Annotated in this window: 18 protein-coding genes; 13 read left to right on the top strand and 5 right to left on the bottom strand. The window is 58.1% G+C overall.

Going from position 1 to position 16,098, the window contains the following annotated elements:
* Positions 1-58: 58 nt before the first annotated feature.
* The 8 genes from D7I37_RS20265 (at position 59) to D7I37_RS20230 (ending at position 7,402) form a co-directional block, all read left to right on the top strand.
* On the top strand, positions 59-589 hold the full coding sequence (locus tag D7I37_RS20265) for a fimbrial protein (RefSeq protein WP_242502709.1): 531 nt from the start codon (positions 59-61) through the stop codon (positions 587-589).
* A 60-nt stretch (positions 590-649) separates the two neighbouring features.
* Positions 650-3,202, top strand: a complete 2,553-nt coding sequence (locus D7I37_RS20260; protein ID WP_129544097.1) for an outer membrane usher protein — start codon at positions 650-652, stop codon at positions 3,200-3,202.
* On the top strand, positions 3,202-3,981 hold the full coding sequence (locus D7I37_RS20255) for a fimbria/pilus periplasmic chaperone (protein WP_129544098.1): 780 nt from the start codon (positions 3,202-3,204) through the stop codon (positions 3,979-3,981). Before D7I37_RS20260 ends, D7I37_RS20255 begins: the two co-directional genes overlap by 1 nt.
* A gap of 37 nt (positions 3,982-4,018) precedes the next feature.
* Entirely contained in the window at positions 4,019-4,621 is a 603-nt protein-coding gene (locus tag D7I37_RS20250) for a fimbrial protein (protein ID WP_129544099.1), read from the top strand.
* 78 nt (positions 4,622-4,699) lie between these two features.
* Complete coding sequence (locus D7I37_RS20245) at positions 4,700-5,122, top strand: fimbrial protein (protein ID WP_129544233.1); 423 nt, start codon at positions 4,700-4,702, stop codon at positions 5,120-5,122.
* A 12-nt stretch (positions 5,123-5,134) separates the two neighbouring features.
* The gene (locus tag D7I37_RS20240; protein WP_242502719.1) at positions 5,135-5,650 is read left to right on the top strand and encodes a fimbrial protein; all 516 of its coding nucleotides are present in this window, start codon (positions 5,135-5,137) and stop codon (positions 5,648-5,650) included.
* 11 nt (positions 5,651-5,661) lie between these two features.
* Complete coding sequence (locus D7I37_RS20235; RefSeq protein WP_129544232.1) at positions 5,662-6,240, top strand: fimbrial protein; 579 nt, start codon at positions 5,662-5,664, stop codon at positions 6,238-6,240.
* 364 nt (positions 6,241-6,604) lie between these two features.
* On the top strand, positions 6,605-7,402 hold the full coding sequence (locus D7I37_RS20230; RefSeq protein WP_129544231.1) for a DUF4402 domain-containing protein: 798 nt from the start codon (positions 6,605-6,607) through the stop codon (positions 7,400-7,402).
* 785 nt (positions 7,403-8,187) lie between these two features.
* On the opposite strand, the gene D7I37_RS20220 is transcribed toward D7I37_RS20230, so the two are convergent.
* Together D7I37_RS20220 and D7I37_RS20215 are read right to left on the bottom strand one after the other, a co-directional pair.
* Positions 8,188-8,685: a GNAT family N-acetyltransferase gene (locus D7I37_RS20220; RefSeq protein ID WP_083950337.1), complete on the bottom strand. Its 498-nt coding sequence runs from the start codon at positions 8,683-8,685 to the stop codon at positions 8,188-8,190.
* Between the two features lie 111 nt (positions 8,686-8,796).
* Positions 8,797-9,702: a LysR family transcriptional regulator gene (locus tag D7I37_RS20215; RefSeq protein WP_129544230.1), complete on the bottom strand. Its 906-nt coding sequence runs from the start codon at positions 9,700-9,702 to the stop codon at positions 8,797-8,799.
* A 150-nt stretch (positions 9,703-9,852) separates the two neighbouring features.
* Between D7I37_RS20215 and D7I37_RS20210 the strand changes: the two genes are divergently transcribed.
* The 3 genes from D7I37_RS20210 (at position 9,853) to D7I37_RS20205 (ending at position 11,616) form a co-directional block, all read left to right on the top strand.
* Positions 9,853-10,506 carry a hydrolase gene (locus tag D7I37_RS20210; RefSeq protein WP_061795289.1) on the top strand — a complete coding sequence of 218 codons (654 nt, stop codon included), beginning with the start codon at positions 9,853-9,855 and terminating at the stop codon, positions 10,504-10,506.
* A gap of 133 nt (positions 10,507-10,639) precedes the next feature.
* Positions 10,640-10,888, top strand: coding sequence for a hypothetical protein (locus D7I37_RS27445; protein ID WP_242502718.1), 249 nt, complete (start codon positions 10,640-10,642; stop codon positions 10,886-10,888).
* Positions 10,885-11,616: a zinc-binding dehydrogenase gene (locus D7I37_RS20205; protein ID WP_242502717.1), complete on the top strand. Its 732-nt coding sequence runs from the start codon at positions 10,885-10,887 to the stop codon at positions 11,614-11,616. The genes D7I37_RS27445 and D7I37_RS20205 overlap by 4 nt, the downstream gene beginning before the upstream one ends.
* On the opposite strand, the gene D7I37_RS20200 is transcribed toward D7I37_RS20205, so the two are convergent.
* Positions 11,613-12,092: a DMT family transporter gene (locus D7I37_RS20200; protein ID WP_095097549.1), complete on the bottom strand. Its 480-nt coding sequence runs from the start codon at positions 12,090-12,092 to the stop codon at positions 11,613-11,615. The two genes, D7I37_RS20205 and D7I37_RS20200, sit on opposite strands and share 4 nt — an antisense overlap.
* Before the next feature lie 9 nt (positions 12,093-12,101).
* A complete protein-coding gene (locus D7I37_RS20195; RefSeq protein ID WP_061795291.1) occupies positions 12,102-12,536 on the bottom strand; it encodes a DMT family transporter in 435 nt (144 codons plus the stop codon).
* Positions 12,537-12,633: 97 nt separating this feature from the next.
* Between D7I37_RS20195 and D7I37_RS20190 the strand changes: the two genes are divergently transcribed.
* Entirely contained in the window at positions 12,634-13,569 is a 936-nt protein-coding gene (locus D7I37_RS20190) for a LysR family transcriptional regulator (protein ID WP_095097547.1), read from the top strand.
* A 227-nt stretch (positions 13,570-13,796) separates the two neighbouring features.
* Positions 13,797-14,801, top strand: coding sequence for a GlxA family transcriptional regulator (locus D7I37_RS20185; RefSeq protein WP_129544229.1), 1,005 nt, complete (start codon positions 13,797-13,799; stop codon positions 14,799-14,801).
* 69 nt (positions 14,802-14,870) lie between these two features.
* On the opposite strand, the gene D7I37_RS20180 is transcribed toward D7I37_RS20185, so the two are convergent.
* Complete coding sequence (locus D7I37_RS20180; RefSeq protein ID WP_061795294.1) at positions 14,871-16,076, bottom strand: aldose 1-epimerase family protein; 1,206 nt, start codon at positions 16,074-16,076, stop codon at positions 14,871-14,873.
* Positions 16,077-16,098: the final 22 nt, after the last annotated feature.

Genomic DNA, 16,098 nt, shown 5'->3' with positions numbered 1-16,098 from the left:
AATGCATGCGGCGGCTCACATGCATTGCAGATGACGGTTAAACAGCGAAAGGAAGACTGTGAAAAATAACCGGAAGAATGTGCTTTTTTGCTTTCTTTTTACGGCGGCATTCGCTGCGCAGTCGGCGCCGTTTCAGGGCAATCACGGGCGTGTCAGCATGCAGGGGGCGGTTATCGATTCCGCCTGCGCCATTGCGGTTGAAAGCCGGGAGCAGACCATTGATATGGGCAGGGTGCCGCTGTCGGATATTATCCGCAACGGGCAGGGGCGCAGTAAAGACTTCGCAATTAAACTGATTAATTGCGTCCTGGAGCGACCGGGGAAAATAAACTGGCGCCAGTTCAGGATTGTGTTTGACGGTGATGCGGATGGCGCATTATTCGGTGTTCACGGGCAGGCTTCCGGCGTGGGGTTACAGATAACCGCCGATGACGGACGCGTTATCACGCCGGGGGCAGTCGTCCCGGCAACGGATATTGTTCCCGGCGACATGCTGTTAAATTATACCCTGAAACTGGTTGCGAACCGCCATGCCCTGAAGGCCGGTGATTATTCTTCGATAATACGATTTCGGCTGGATTATTTCTGACTGCGCTGCGGTGCCGGATGCGGTACCGGATTATGAAAGTGGATATAACGGAATAATAATATGAAACTGTCGCCAGGCGGGAAATTCGTACGCATTCAGACGTCGGCATTATGTGTAGCTCTGGCACTGGGATGCCCGGTCACCGTCGTTTATTCGGCAGAGAATATTCAGTTTAATACCGATGTGCTGGATGTTAACGATCGAAATAACATTGACCTCAGCCAGTTTTCCCGTGGCGGCTATATTATGCCGGGCAATTACGGGATGGTGGTGCATGTCAATAAAAGTGAATTGCCGGAACAACCTGTTCCTTTTTACGCCCCGGAGGACGACCCGAAGGGCAGCCGGGCCTGTATCGGAAAGGCGCTGGCCGGTCAGCTGGGCTTCCGGGACGCCGTATTGAAAAAACTGAATTGGTGGCACCACGGGGAGTGCCTGGATGAACGCAGCGTTCAGGGGATGTCTGTCCGGGGGGAGCTGGCCACCTCGTCGCTGTACCTGAGCATTCCGCAGGCGTTTCTGGAATACACGGCCGATAACTGGGACCCGCCGTCCCGCTGGGACGACGGCATTCCGGGGGTGTTGTTTGACTACAACGTCAACCTGCGCACCCAGAAACAGCAGGATAGCGGTGCCGGGAGCTATGCGCTCAGCGGCAACGGCACGGCCGGCGCCAACCTGGGCGCCTGGCGACTGCGCGCGGACTGGCAGGCCAACCTTGACCACCAGACCGGCTCGCAGCGCCCGACGCAGAAGCGGCTCGACTGGAGCCGTTACTACGCCTACCGGGCCGTCACCGCCCTGCGTTCGAAGCTGTCGGTGGGGGAGAGTTCTCTGGATTCCGGCATGTTTGACACCTTCCAGTTCACCGGCGCCAGCCTGGTATCGGACGACAACATGCTGCCGCCCAACCTGCGGGGCTATGCGCCGGAAGTGAGCGGGGTAGCCCGCACCAATGCCCGGGTGGTGGTCAGCCAGCAGGGGCGGGTGCTGTACGAGACCACGGTGGCCGCCGGGCCGTTCCGCATTCAGGACATCAGCAACTCGGTCAGCGGCCGGCTCGATGTGCGGGTTGAAGAGCAGGACGGTACGGCACAGGAATTCACCGTCAATACCGCGAATGTCCCTTACCTGACGCGCCCGGGCTCCGTCCGCTTTAAAGTGGCGGCGGGGAAACCCTCTGATTTTGACCACCGTCTGCAGGGGCCGATGTTCGGTACCGGAGAGTTTTCCTGGGGGGTCAGTAACGGCTGGTCGCTGTACGGCGGCGCGCTGGCCGGCGGCAACTACAACGCGCTGGCGCTGGGGACCGGGCGCGACCTGCTGGCGCTGGGTGCGCTCTCCTTCGACGTGACGCAGTCTCGGGCGAAGCTGCCGCAGGAGAAGGCGGCGCTGACCGGGGGCTCGTACCGCCTGAGCTACTCGAAGAACTTCGATGAGTACGACAGCCAGGTGACCTTTGCCGGCTACCGCTTCTCCGAGCGCAACTTCATGAGCATGAGCGGATATCTGGACGCCCGTCAGTACGGGCAGCGGGCGGGGAGCGGCAAGGAGATGTACACCGTCTCCTTTAACAAAAACTTCCGTGACCAGGGGCTGAGCGCCTACCTCAACTACAGCCATGAGACTTACTGGGACCGGCCGGAGAGCGACCGCTACAACCTGACGCTGTCGCGCTACTTCGACCTGGGGCGGCTGCGCAACCTGAGCCTGTCGCTGTCGGCGTACCATAACGAATTCAATGGTACGAAAGACGACGGGGGCTACCTGTCGCTGTCGGTGCCGTGGAGCGACCGCGCCACCGTCAGCTACAGCGCCACGGCCAGCCGTTCGGACACTACCCACCAGGTGGGGTACTACGACCGGGTGAATGAACACGATAACTATCAGCTGAGCGCAGGCGCGTCCCGCCGCGGCGGCAATGCGGCGGCGTATTACAACCATGAGGGCGATATTGCGCAGGTCAGCGCCAATGCCGGCTATCAGGCGGGCAGCTACAGCGCCCTGGGGCTCTCCGCGCAGGGCGGGATGACGCTGACGGCGCAGGGCGGGGCGCTGCACCGCAGCGGCGTGAATGGCGGCACCCGGATGCTGGTCGATACCAGCGGCGTGCCGAATGTCCCGGTCCATGGTTACGGCAGCACCAGCCGGAGCAACGCCTGGGGCAAGGCGGTCATCAGCGATATCAGCAGTTATTACCGCAACAACGCGAGTATTGACCTGAACCAGCTGGGTGACAAAGCGGATGCCACCACGTCGGTGGTACAGGCCACGCTGACGGAGGGGGCCATCGGCTACCGGAAGTTTGACGTTATCGCCGGCGACAAGGCGATGGCCATCCTGCGGCTGGCCGACGGCAGCCGGCCGCCGTTTGGCGCCACGGTCATGAATGCCCGCAAGCAGGTTACCGGCCTGGTTAATGACGGCGGCAGTGTGTACCTGACCGGCATCAACGCCGGTGAAAGGATGACGGTGCACTGGAGCGGCGCAGCCCAGTGTGAGGTGCGTTTACCCGCTCCGTTGCCTGCCGGCATGTTAGAGAAGGCGCTATTACTGCCCTGCCATCCCCTGCGTGCCGGGGAGGCACACACCTTAAAAGAGAGAACAGAGTAATGAAACAACACATCAGCGGCAGAGACGCCGTGCGCTCCACCCCGGTGAAATCCGCTGCGGCGGGGCTGTTGCTGGCGGCGCTGGTTGGCCAGCAGTGCCAGGCGGCGATAGCACTGGACCGTACCCGGGTGGTTTTCGATGGCGCCATGAACTCGGTGAGTCTGGACATCAGCAACCAGAACAAACAGCTGCCGTACCTGGCGCAGGGGTGGCTGGAAGACGAGAAGGGCAACAAAATCACCAGTCCGCTGACGGTTTTGCCGCCGGTACAGCGGATTGAGCCGGGCAAGCCGAGCCAGATAAAAATCCAGGCGCTGCCGGCGGCCAGGCAACTGCCGCAGAACCGGGAAACGCTGTACTACTTCAACCTGCGCGAAATTCCGCCGAGAAGTACCAAGCCCAATACCCTGCAGATTGCGCTGCAGACCCGCATCAAGCTGTTCTACCGCCCGGCGCCGGTCGCGGTCGACAAGAATGCCCCGCCGCCGCAGGAGCAGCTGACGCTCAGCCGCCAGGGGGACAGGTATACCGTCAATAACCCGACGCCGTATTACATCACCCTGGTGGATGCGGGCAGCCGTAAGGGCGCCGCCGGGGCGAAGGATTTTGAACCGGTGATGGTGCCGCCAAAGGGAACGCAGCCGCTGTCGGTCAGCGCCGCCGGTTTGGGGAGCAGCCCCGTGCTGACGTACGTCGATGACTACGGCGGCCGTCCGCAGCTGACCTTTAACTGCGCCGGGGAGTCATGCCGCGTGGTGCCGGATAAAGCACACCAATAACCACCGGACAGGATTTATTACAGGAGTGGAGGGCTATATGACCACAGGAACAGCTAAATGGCCGGTAGTGCAGACGGCGCTGGTCGCCGGAATGCTGCTCTGCCTGCTGCCCCCGGCGCAGGCCGTGGATAACGGGCAGGTTGAAGGGGCGCACGGCCAGCTGTACGTCCATGGCGTCCTGACGGAGAGCGCCTGCCGGCTGGCGATGAACAGCGCGCGCCAGGACGTGGCGCTGGGCGAGACCGGAACGGGGCGGCTGCGTTCGCCGGGCGCGCAGGGCCACCCGGTGTATGTCGAGCTGCGGCTGGAAGACTGCCTGCCGGGGCAGGCCGCGGTGCGGGATGACCGTACCGGCGGGCTGACGCGGGCGGCGGGGCAGCCGGCGGTCTCGGTGAGTTTTCAGGCGCCGCGCGACGCGGACAACCCGGCGCTGGTAAAGGCGCAGGGGGTCTCCGGCCTGGGGCTGCGGCTGGAAGACGAAAACGGCCAGGACGTGCGCCTGGGCGAACGCGGGAAGCCCCTGTCGCTGACGCCCGGGCAAAACACCCTGCGTTATATCGTGACCCCGGAGCGTACCCCGGCGGACCTGGTGGCGGGCAGCTACCGCGCCGTGGTGGATTTTCACCTGAGTTATGACTGAGGCGGGCCGTATGGGCAAAACAGTAACAGGGCGGAAGCGACGCTACCTGCTGGCCGGGGTGCTGTGTGCTGCCCCCTGATGGCGCAGGCCGTCACCAACGTGACGGTGAAGGTCACGGTGACCGCGCCCCCCTGCACGGTGAACGATAACAAGGCCATTGAGGTTAACTTTGGCGATGTGATGACCACCCGGGTGGACGGCACGAACTACCGCAAACAGATCGGCTACAGCCTGTCGTGTGAGGGCGGGGGAGGCAAGGCGATGAAGCTGCAGGTGCAGGGCACCGCCGCCGGGTTCGACAGTGCGCTGTTGGGCACCTCGGTCTCCGGGCTGGGTATCCGGCTGCAGAACGGCAGCAGCAACCTGTCGGTGAACGGCTGGGTGAACTTCACCTATCCGAACAAGCCGGCGCTGTGGGCGGTCCCGGTGCAAAAATCCGGCGTGACCCTGGCCGGTGGTCAGTTTTCCGCCGCCGCGACGTTGAAAGTGGCGTACCAGTAAAAGGAGCCGGCAATGAAAAAACACGCAATAACCCGCATCGCCCTGCTGATCGGCATCACCCTGCTGGCCGGCCCGGGCGTGATGCCGGCGGCACAGGCGACGCCGGGGGAGGTCGCCATGAATTTTCATGGCACGCTGGTTTCGCCGCCGCCCTGCACCATCAGCGAGGGTAACCAGATTGACGTTAATTTTGGTGAGCGCATCGGGATTAAAAAGATAGATGGAGTGAACTACCGGCGGACGCTGAACTACCGGATAACCTGCGAAAAGGGCAGTAGTGCCTGGGTGCTGAAACTCACGCTGGGCGGAAACGCGCCCAGTTTTGACAGCAACGCGCTGAAGTCAAACAGGACCGGGCTGGCTATCCGGATGTACCAGAACGATAAACCGTTCCCACCCAACAGCACGCTGACCATCAACCTGAACAATCCGCCGGCGCTGGAGGTGGTGCCGGTGAAAGATTCCGCAGCCGCACCGACAAAAGGCAGTTTTGATGTATGGGCAACGTTGAAAGCCGACTACCAGTGAGGAAGGGTTTTATGATTCGCCAGACTATCAGGCAGCGCCTTCAGGGGCGTCTGCGCGCCGGAATTATCGCACTGCTGTGGGCACCGGTACTGGCTGCCGGTCCGTTCGTCAGCGCGCAGGCGGCCGGCGGAACCTATGTGCATATGTATGGCGCGCTGGTTTCGGAGCCGTGCGTCATTCCGCCGGGAGAGGATGAAATCACCCTGGGCTTTGGCACGGTGGTGGAGAAGTTTTTGTATAAGTACAGCCGTACGCCGGCGCAGCCTTTTTTCATTCATTTGGCGGAATGTGACCTGTCGCTGGGCTCAACGGTCAGGATGACCTTTTTGGGCACGGAGAGCGCGGCTCTGCCGGGGTTGCTGGCCATGGATGCAGGCAGCGGTGCCAAAGGGATAGCGATAGGCATCGAAACGCCGGAGGCAAAGGCGGTAAAAATCAACAAGGCGAGCGATAAATTTGCGCTGCAGGCCGGGGATAACCGCATCCCGTTCAGAGCCTGGGTGCAGGGTGAGCCGCAGGCGATTACGCAGCAGAAGATAACCCCCGGGGCGTTCAGCGCCACGGCGACCTTTGCGCTGGAATATGAATAAGGCGGCAGTCTTCTACTCGGATGAAATTTTACAGGAAGCACCATGTGATAAACGTACAGAGAATGTCCGGCGGCCCTGCCAGGCCTTGCCGGGTATACGGTTTGGGACAGACAGGTCCGCCTGGCCACAGTGGGCAATAACCTCATCGTGAGCGACGTTTTTTGATCTGGCCTGCAACGAAAATAATGACATTCCGTTGCAGGTGCGGGCGTACGCAACACGGTGATGACAGCGGGCCAACGGCTGCCCGGAATTAAACAAAACGTGTTGTGGGCCATAAGCACAACAGATTGGCTTTATGCCAAAACTACCCCCCGTGTAGGGATGCTCTTCATCATATCCATCTACATTTTTGAGAGATTACATGCCTAAGCCAAAAATCTTAAACCTATTATTCGTAACCTTATCGTTGTTCACCTTTAACGCTGCAGCGGCCCCCACGGTTGTGCCCCATATTGACTCTTTGGAAATTGTTTATGCTAACAAATGGAGTCCTTTAAATTACGCTGACGTTAAAGTGTCGTATCCAGACAACCCCGGGGCAGCATCCATCCGACTTGACGCCGGCGGGTTCGGATTCGGCTGGTACTATTCAGACGACCTAAGGTGGGATCCAGAGATGTCCCCGGATTCACGGTATAATCAAGACTTTAACGTAATTTTGCCTAAACCTATGACCTTTGGCGAAGCTACAGAATATGCGCGTAAACAAGGCGCTCTGGATACATGGTATTACCTCTATCTGCCCCATTGGGGGATGCCACTCGAAGAAATGTGCATTTGTATCCGGAACAATAATCATTGCATAACAAGGCAATTGTGCTCTGGTGGTGTTAACCCTCCTATAATAAAATGCGACATGCCTGCAACAATTGAAATTACGCATCCCACTACCCAGGCCGGTCGTGATTCTTCCGAAAACAAAAATATAAATATATCATGTACGCAACCTGGGAATGTAATAATATCACTATCCAGGAGCACAGTGGATCTTGGCGGCGGAATAACCAGCTCGCTGAGTATGAATGTTGGGACGGGAGGCGTGTTCTCTGTTATTAAAGGGAACAACCCTTTAACCATAACCAGCAACCTGCATGTGCCTTCCGGTACTTCCCCCGGCAACTACCAGGGCAGCACAACGCTGACGCTTGAATACCCGTAAATTGTCTTTATCAAAGTGGCCCCTGCCGGTCTTGTGGTAGGGGCTTTTTTGGGTTCAGCATGCTTTACTAGGGAACGTTGCTTTGATTTTCAGGACGAACGGTCTGTGTACTCGCAGGCTGACTTGGTTTCACGACTCATTGAAAATGTTAAAAAGGTACACATAATGTATATTATGTTAAATTGAATCGAAGGATACGCACCGGGCCGTTCCTCCAGGCTCTGCCTCTCCTCACCTTCAATCTCTTGCCAGTTTCTTCTGCAGAATTTGCTCAGGCGCATCCTTGCCCGTGGTCCTGGTTTAGACCTTTCTGATCTCACTCATCGATCGCCGTGCCCTGATGAAAACGCAGCTGCCAACGACCGCCGCTTGCTGATGGCGATAGCAGCCAGTTTGACGAACGCGCTGTGCGACGAACCACCTTGCCGTCGGCATCACGTTGAAAACTTTGATACCTCAACAACGCAACGCCCTCGGCAATCATCGCCAGCCTGAACACTCCTCGGCGAAAATCTGCGGATGGTCAATTTCCATTTGCAGCGCGGCAACGGTTTGTCGTTTGTCATAGCACTGTCCCGAACGGCCGGTTTCTGCATTCGTCGACGATATTCGCATCGCAACGCGTCGCCGGCAGATGGAGCCGAGCCTCCAGTGATTGCAGTACGGGCAAAATCCCGGTGGGATCGGTCAAAACGCCCTCCTTTTTTGATCGCGCTACGTGAAATCTGAAATGAATTGGCTATCATATACTTGCAGATTTCTCCAAAACGCACCGTAAAAACCCCCTAAATCAGCCGATACATCAGCACTTCATCACTGTAGCCATCGGTATTCTTTAATGCCCGGGGTTCTTCGCCGTAGCAAGTAAAGCCGACGCGCTGATACAAGCTGATGGCCGACCGGTTTTCTTTTACTACCGAAAGCGTAATCTGTACTACCTGCGGGTCCAACCGCGCGAGCAATTCCGTGATAAGCCGTTCGCCTATCCCCAAACCTCGGTGTTTATCACTGACGTAAAGCCCCCAGATATAGCCTTTGTGTCGGGTTTTTGCCGTTTCCCCCTGATTAAAACCAACAGTGCCGACGAGCGAATCGTGCTGATAGGCACCGACAACCAGCCTGTTTTTGAGCCGGTTGGCAGTATCCTGACGGCTTCTGGCCAACTCTTCCTGGTAAAGCATGCCGAAAGCCTCAGGGGCGTTTTGCAACGCGCTCAGGCGAAACGCCAGAAAATCATCCGCGTCATCTTCATCTAATTGCCTAAATAATATGGAGTTATTCACTTATACGCACCATCTGGAATTTAACATAATACAGTGACATTGTCACCAGCCATGGTGCTTGCCGCTCTGCGCCAGCGCGCCGTCACCTGCCCGGTTCCCTATTGGCCACTGTCATGAGGCTGTTTTTTGCTGGGTTCCCGCAAAGTATGGCGAATGATTGAAATGCTCGATCAGGATTTCGGTCAGCGCACGTATCCTGCGTGCAGGATACTGCCCTGGCGGACGGATGATATAGGCGCCCGCCGGCGGAGGTGAATGCCGCGCCATCAGTGGGATAAGCTTTCCCGCGGCGATATGTTCGTGGGTAAGGCAATCTGGCAGATAAGCGATGCCGAGCCCGGCGAGTGCCGCTGCCACCAGAGCTACCCCGTTGTCGGCTTTGAAGCGCCCCTGGGGATGAACGGTGATGGTCTTGCCGCCATCCGTAAGCTGCCAGGCCTCCGTGCCTTGCATCAGCGCCTGGTGGGCGATCAGTTCTTCAGGCTTTTCGGGTTGGCCATGGGTCTTGATATAGTCTGGGCTTGCGACCAGCCGGCCATAAATTGGACCAATGCGTCGCGCAATCAAATTGGAATCCGCTAGATAACCCACCCGTATCGCACAGTCGTAACCTTCCGCGATCAGGTCGACGAAACGGTCGCTGTAGCTGGTTTGAATGTGAAGCAACGGATGCCGGCGCGCCATTTCCGCTATCACGGGTGCGAAGTGCGTCGGACCAAAGGAAATCGGCACGGCGACCCGCAGGCGGCCACGCAGCTCGCCATCGGGAGAAATCGTCTCTTTGGCCACCTCGATCTCAACGCAGACCCTGGCGGCATAGTCCCGAAACGCGGCCCCGGCTTCTGTAAGAACCGTTCCCCGGGTAGAGCGCGTAAGCAACTGGGTACCCAGCTCCATTTCAAGCCGCGCTAGCCGGCGGCTGACGATCGACTTGGACACGCCGAGCCGAAGCGCCGCGGCAGAAATGCCGCCGGCATCGGCAATGTCGACGAATGTCTGCAGTTCTTCAATGTTCATTCAGCGTTCCCCATCGTGCAACACGACTTTCCACAGAATGGCACTACCCTATCAAATATGCGGGCAGCACAATACTGATTCCAGAAAACGTCGCCGCAGGTGCATGTTGCTGGAAGCCCCATCCCACTAAAACAACAGAGGAAACCAACAATGACCTTTCGTAATGGCCTTGATTCGCTTCTCCGCCCCGAAGACTCTGTACTCGTTTTGATTGACCACCAACCTTACCAACTGGCTAACCTGAACAGCCACGAGCCGCAGATGGTTGTCAATAATGCGACGGCGCTGGCGAAGACCGCCAAGACCTTTGGCGTTCCGACAATCCTGACTAGCGTGATTGCCGATCGCGGCGGGGTGATCTTTCCTCAGATCACGGAGGTGTTTCCCGAACAGCAGGTCATCGACCGAACCTTTATCAATACCTGGCAAGATCCGAAAGTGGTCGATGCGGTCAAGGCGACCGGCCGCAAACAGCTGATCATCGCGGGTCTGTGGACCGAGATATGCGTTGCGATGCCGGCGATACAGGCGCTTGGCGAAGGATGGGATGTGACCGTCGTTACCGACGCCTCGGGCGGAGTGTCCGTCGAGGCCCATGAAGTCGCTATCCAGCGCATGATCGCCGCCGGCGCGAACATAATGACCTGGCTGGCGGTCGCGTCCGAGTGGCAGCGAGACTGGGCCCGTACCGAGCATGCGGCTGCTCTGGCGGATATACTGAAATACCATGTGGGTGGCAGCGGCATCGCCTTGCTGTGGGAGCAACAGTTGCTCAACACCCCGGCGCCTGGCACCGGGCGCTGATGCCGGTAAGATAGGTCGACAAGCCTGGCATGCGCGCCCTGTTCAACAAGCGACAGCTCGCCATTCCAGGCTTGTTCCGAATGACGCGATGCCGAGCCAGGCGCGGTTGCTGATGTTCCAACGGGAGAAAACCATGAAAGCGGCGGTCTATGACGAATGCGGAGCACCCGAAGTTCTGAACTACAAAGAGGTTCCAGACCCTAAACTGAGCGCGTCGGATATATTGATCGACGTGGAGGCCATCTCCATAGAAGGCGGCGACCTTTTCAATCGGCGATTAACGCCGCCGCCAAAACCTGATTACATCGTCGGCTATGCCTCTGCCGGAACGGTTATTGCGGTGGGGAACAAGTCACCTCACGCAAGGTCGGCGATCGTGTGACGGGGTTTGCAAGTGACGGTTCGCATGCCTCCCTGCGCGCCCTGCCCGTTAATCAAACCTGGCTGGTGCCAGACGGCGTCGCTTTAGCTGAAGCAGCCGCCGTGCCGATTTCATTCGGCACGGCCTATCACTGCCTCTTCGCGCGGGGCGCGCTTCAGGCCGGTGAAACCGTGCTGGTTCAGGCGGCCGCGGGCGGTGTCGGCCTGGCTGCGGTGCAGCTGGCGAAAAATGCCGGAGCCAGGGTTATCGCCGTCTCAAGCGGTGCTGATAGATTGTCAACGCTACAATCGCTGGGTGTTGATCACGTGATAGATCATCACCGCAGCGATGTCGCTGAAGCCGTGCTCGAATTAACCGCCGGCGAGGGCGCCAAGCTGGTTGTCGACCCGGTTGGTACAACGCTGCCCGCCTCTTTGAGGGCGCTCTCATCGGATGGCCGGCTGGTGTTCGTGGGCAATGCCGGAGGCGGGGATCTCACCCTCGACCTCTGGCCTGCACTGCAGGCAAATCAGGCGCTTTTCGGCGTTTTTATGGGCACAAAATTCACCGTTCCGCAAGTCAGCGCCACTGTGGATACCCTGCTTTCGCAAGTCGCCCAATCGAAGTTCAGGGTTTTCCTGGACAAGCAATTTCCGTTGGCTTCAGCGGCCGCGGCTCACGCCTACGCCGAATATGGCAGGCCATTCGGCCGGGTTATCTTGCTGCCGCGCCAGGGAGCCTTGGCTTAGCGGCGCTTCAGGGCCATTTTTGCCGGTGCCGCTGCGGTTTTGTTGCCCGAGTAGATAAAATAGAGGGCAATCCCCAGACAGGCGACGGCACCAAGGCGCGTCGGCGAGAAAGGGATCGCTTCATTACCCAACCAGCCGAAATTATCGATAATCATGCTCATCGCCAGCTGGCCGAAAATCACCGCCACGGTCGCCACCGCCGCACCGATGCGCTGAACGGCCAGCACCATAATAACGATATAAGGCACGCCGCATAACGCGCCAAGCAGCTGCCACTTAGGCACGTCCACCAGCGTGACGGCCTGCTTGGGGGCAAAAAAGAAAATCAACAGGCCGGTAACCAAAGCGCCCAAGGCGAAGGTCAGAAAAGCGCTGCGAAACACGCCGACCTTATTCGCCAATTGCCCATTGATCGCCGCCTGAATGCTCAGAACCGCCCCGCCGATAAACGCCAACGTTATCATTAAAATAGTCATAAACTCACCTCAGCCTTTCGCCACCAGCATCAGAGCGGCAATAATAAAAACAAGCGCAATCATTCGCTTGCTGTCAATTTTCCGATAGCCGGCGCCAAACAACGCATAGTGATCGATAATCAGGCTTTTGAATACCTGGCCGGCCAAAATGCCAATCATCGTCATCGCGATGCCGATGTGGGGCACCGCCACGGTCAGAATAACCACGTAAACCGGCCCCAGCACGCCGCCCAGCAGCTGCCATCCCGGCTGTGCAAAGAACGACGGGCTGTTGCGTGGGCTGAAGAACAGCATCAACAGGAATGTCAGCGCGGCGCCGACGCCAAAAATGCTGAACGTCGCCCATAAGTCGCCAACCTCGCTGCCCAGCGGCCCTAATAACCCGGCCTCGACCGACAATCCCATCCCGCCGGCAACGACGAGCAATATCAATAAAAGTTGCATAGAAACAAGCCTCTCGTGAATTCGCCGTGATGATAAGGCAACGTGGAGTATTGAAAAACGGTATAATTCAGGAAACACCTTTGCAGGATCCGAGATAATGCATGATTCCAGCACCATTAATTTTCGCGCCCTGTCATTTTTTATCAGCGTCTTCGAAGCGCAAAGCTTCTCCGTGGTGGCGCGGCGGGAAGGCGTCTCCGCCTCGATGATTTCACGCGTTATTCTTCAGCTTGAAGACGCGCTGGGCCAGCAGCTGTTTTATCGAAATACCCGAGCGGTGATCCCGACTGAAGCCGGCCGCTTATTCGTCGAGTATGCCCGCGCCATGACCGAGCAGCTGAGTGAGGCGCGCAAAGAGCTGCTGGACAGGTCACTGGAGCCTGCGGGCACCGTCAGGATCAACGCGCCGGTTTTCTTTGGCCAGCGTCATATCGCCCCTTGGTTGCCGGCCCTCTCCCGCCGCTACCCACGCCTGGCGATTGAGCTGACGCAGACCGACGACTATATCGATCCGCACCGCGAAGCCTCGGACGTCATTTTCCGCATTGGCGCGCTGACCGATTCCTCTTTCCATGCCCGGGTTTTCGGTACGCAGCGTTATCATCTGGCGGCTTCTCCGGCCTATCTGCAACGGCACGGGGAGCCGGCCGCCCCGGCCGATTTGCATCATCACCGGTCGCTGGTCTACCGCGGCTCGTCAGGCCCGAACCGTTGGCTGTTCCGGGAGCCCGACGGCGCCTGGATCCACTCGCCGATTTCTGCGTTGCTCATCTCCAACAATGCGGAATCGTTATTGACCGCCGCGCTTGGCGGCATGGGGATGGTGCTGTTTCCCGACTGGCTGATCGGCGACAGCATCAAAAAGGGCGAGTTGGTCCGGTTGATGCCGCATTACCAGGCGGCAATCAACACCGAGCCGCTGCAGATCGCCGCCATATATCCTCATGCCCGCCATCCGCCGCTCAATGTCCGGGCGGTGATCGACTATTTTGTCGAGGTTTACGGCGCGCCGCTTTATTGGCAGTTCGACTGAGTCTGCGGCTGCGCGGGGCCCGATTAACGCATCCGGCCAACGATTGACCCGATTTCATCGAATTGTGCCCTGAGTTCATGTCACAGCCTGGAACAGGGTATTGAAGATCGGGTTATTATTCCGGAAGATGGTGAAAGCATGATTTTCTGATAAACCGCCGCGGCCGGTTGTCAGCCGGTTTCATCAGGGCCGTAAAGCGGCAGAAAATAACGACGGCGAGGTTAAACATGTCCGCACTGAAAGTTGCTGTAATTGTTACCGATGGGTTCAGTCCATTTCATTTCTCAGTGCCCTGCATAGTGTTTGGTTCCGCCATGCCGGAGCCGGATTTGTTCCAGCTGGATATCTGCACCGAAAAACCGGGCGAGGTGATGTCCGATATAGGCTTGCCCCTTCACGTGGAACAGGGGCTGAAACAGCTTGATGCCGCAGACATCGTTATCGTGCCTTACTGGCGCCATCCTGATGAAAGGCCCTCTCAGGCGCTGCTCGATAAGCTAGTAAGCGCATGGCAACGCGGGGCCGAGGTGGTTGGCCTCTGTCTGGGCACCTACGTGCTGGCCTATTCCGGCTTGCTGGACCAGCATCGGGCCGCCACGCACTGGGAATTCGAAAGCGACTTCCTCGGGCGCTTTCCCGCGGTTCGTCTCGACAGAAACGCGCTGTATACCAATGATGAACGTCTTATTACTTCAGCCGGCACCGCGGCCGGGATCGACTGCTGTCTGAACGTCATTCGTGATCATTACGGCAGCGCAATCGCCAACAGGGTAGCGCGGAGGATGGTTATTCCCCCCTACCGTGAAGGTGGGCAAGCCCAGTTCATCGAGCGCCCCATTCCTGTTACAACCCGGGACAGCAACATGAATGCGTTGATGGACTATCTGCGACGCAATCTGGATAAGCCGCACGATCTCGACTCACTGGCCCGGTTTGTCAGCATGAGCAGGCGCACGCTGACGCGTCATTTTCTCAAGGCCACCGGCACCACGCCTGGAGAATGGCTGACCGCAGAACGCCTTCAAAGAAGCCAGGAGTTGCTGGAAACCACGGCCAACAGCATTGAAAGCGTGTCCGAACTGGCCGGGTTTCAGTCGCCAATTTCGTTCCGGCAGAGTTTTAAGGCTAGATTCGGTGTCAGCCCACGCGAATGGCGCCGGGCGTTCCGTGGACCGACACCGCTCAATCAGGAAAAGATCTCCGACGCCGCTAAAGCTCATCACCGTCGGTGAGTTTCATTATCGGCTACTCTGCAACCGGCCGCCGCCCGAGGGCCGCAGCCCCCTTTTCATCGCCGGGCGCTATTCTACGGCAATCGGCGTTTCCACCAATTTCGGTGATTGGTCTCCTTGCAGCGCCTTGATTTTTTTCTGATACTCGCCCACCTGTTCGGCATCTTTAAGCAAGGTGTAGCTCAGGTCGAAATCGGTGCTTTGTCCCGGCTGCAGCTGTTTGATGCGCCCCTGTTCCCGTTCAATTTTCACCGGATACGCATAGTTGGTACCCGGTTCGATGCCGGTTACGTAGCCCTGGCGCTCGGTGTCGGTATTTTTCCACAGCGTCAGCAGCGGCAATTGCCGGGTATCAAAACCTATCGCCACCCCGCGGTCTCCGCGCCGGTTATGCAGCATGGCGAGCGTTTTGCCTTGCGCATCCGCGTAGGGTTCGATGTTAAACACCATTTCGTCAAAGCCTTTGGTCGGCCCTTGATAGGTCGCCCAATTCTTCAGCCCGGCCCTGGCATAGTCATTAAACGGTGAAATTTGTTTGATGGGCGCGCTGAAGACGGCTCCTTCTTCCAGCAACGGCTTGCCAAAATTGCTGTGGTAAATAATTTGATAGTCACGCGGGTAATCCGCACGGTTAGTCACACGATCATGAATCGAAAACGTCGGCGAGCCCGGGGTATAGCGCAGTTCGGTCCAGGTTTCCAAATTGCTCTTTTTGAAGGTGTTTTCTTTCAGCAGTCCGCGAATGCGGATTTCATGCGGGGCCGCGTCGGCGATGTCGACAACCACTTTGGAGGCCGGCGTATTGCCGGCGCGGCCGTGCAACGTATACAGCGTGCCGTTTTCGACGCCGGGATGCCCGGTCCATTCATAGCCACAGCGCACCATCATTTCATTAAAGCCGTCCAACCACCCCAATCCGTTGCGACTCTCCAGGTTGATATAAGCGGGATTGACCACCTCGGTGACCGGCGAATCCCAGCCCAGACGGGCGTCAAAACCCTCAACATGCAGAATATCCATCCCCCGGGTGGGGCTGAGGGTAATGGTCAGCCCCGAACTGGTTAAGGTGAGTACCTTGGAGCCCTCCTGTTTACCGCCGCGCAGCACCTGTTGTTGCAGGCTGAAACGAGGCCCGGCAATGTTCAGCTTTTGGCTATCGGTCTGCCAGTTGCCTTGTTCTATGCCTTTTTCAGTATCGGTCAATACAAAGGTCTGAGCGTTTACTGCGCATGAAATCAACGAGATAACTGCAGAGAGTGAAACCAACTTCTTCATGATGTCGTCCTTATCGTTAGCT

The sequence above is a fragment of the Serratia sp. 1D1416 genome, from assembly GCF_003641105.1.
Lineage (GTDB): Bacteria > Pseudomonadota > Gammaproteobacteria > Enterobacterales > Enterobacteriaceae > Serratia > Serratia ficaria.
The sequence above is the reverse complement of the archived record's forward strand: the minus strand, read 5'-3'. Positions and strand labels throughout refer to the sequence as shown.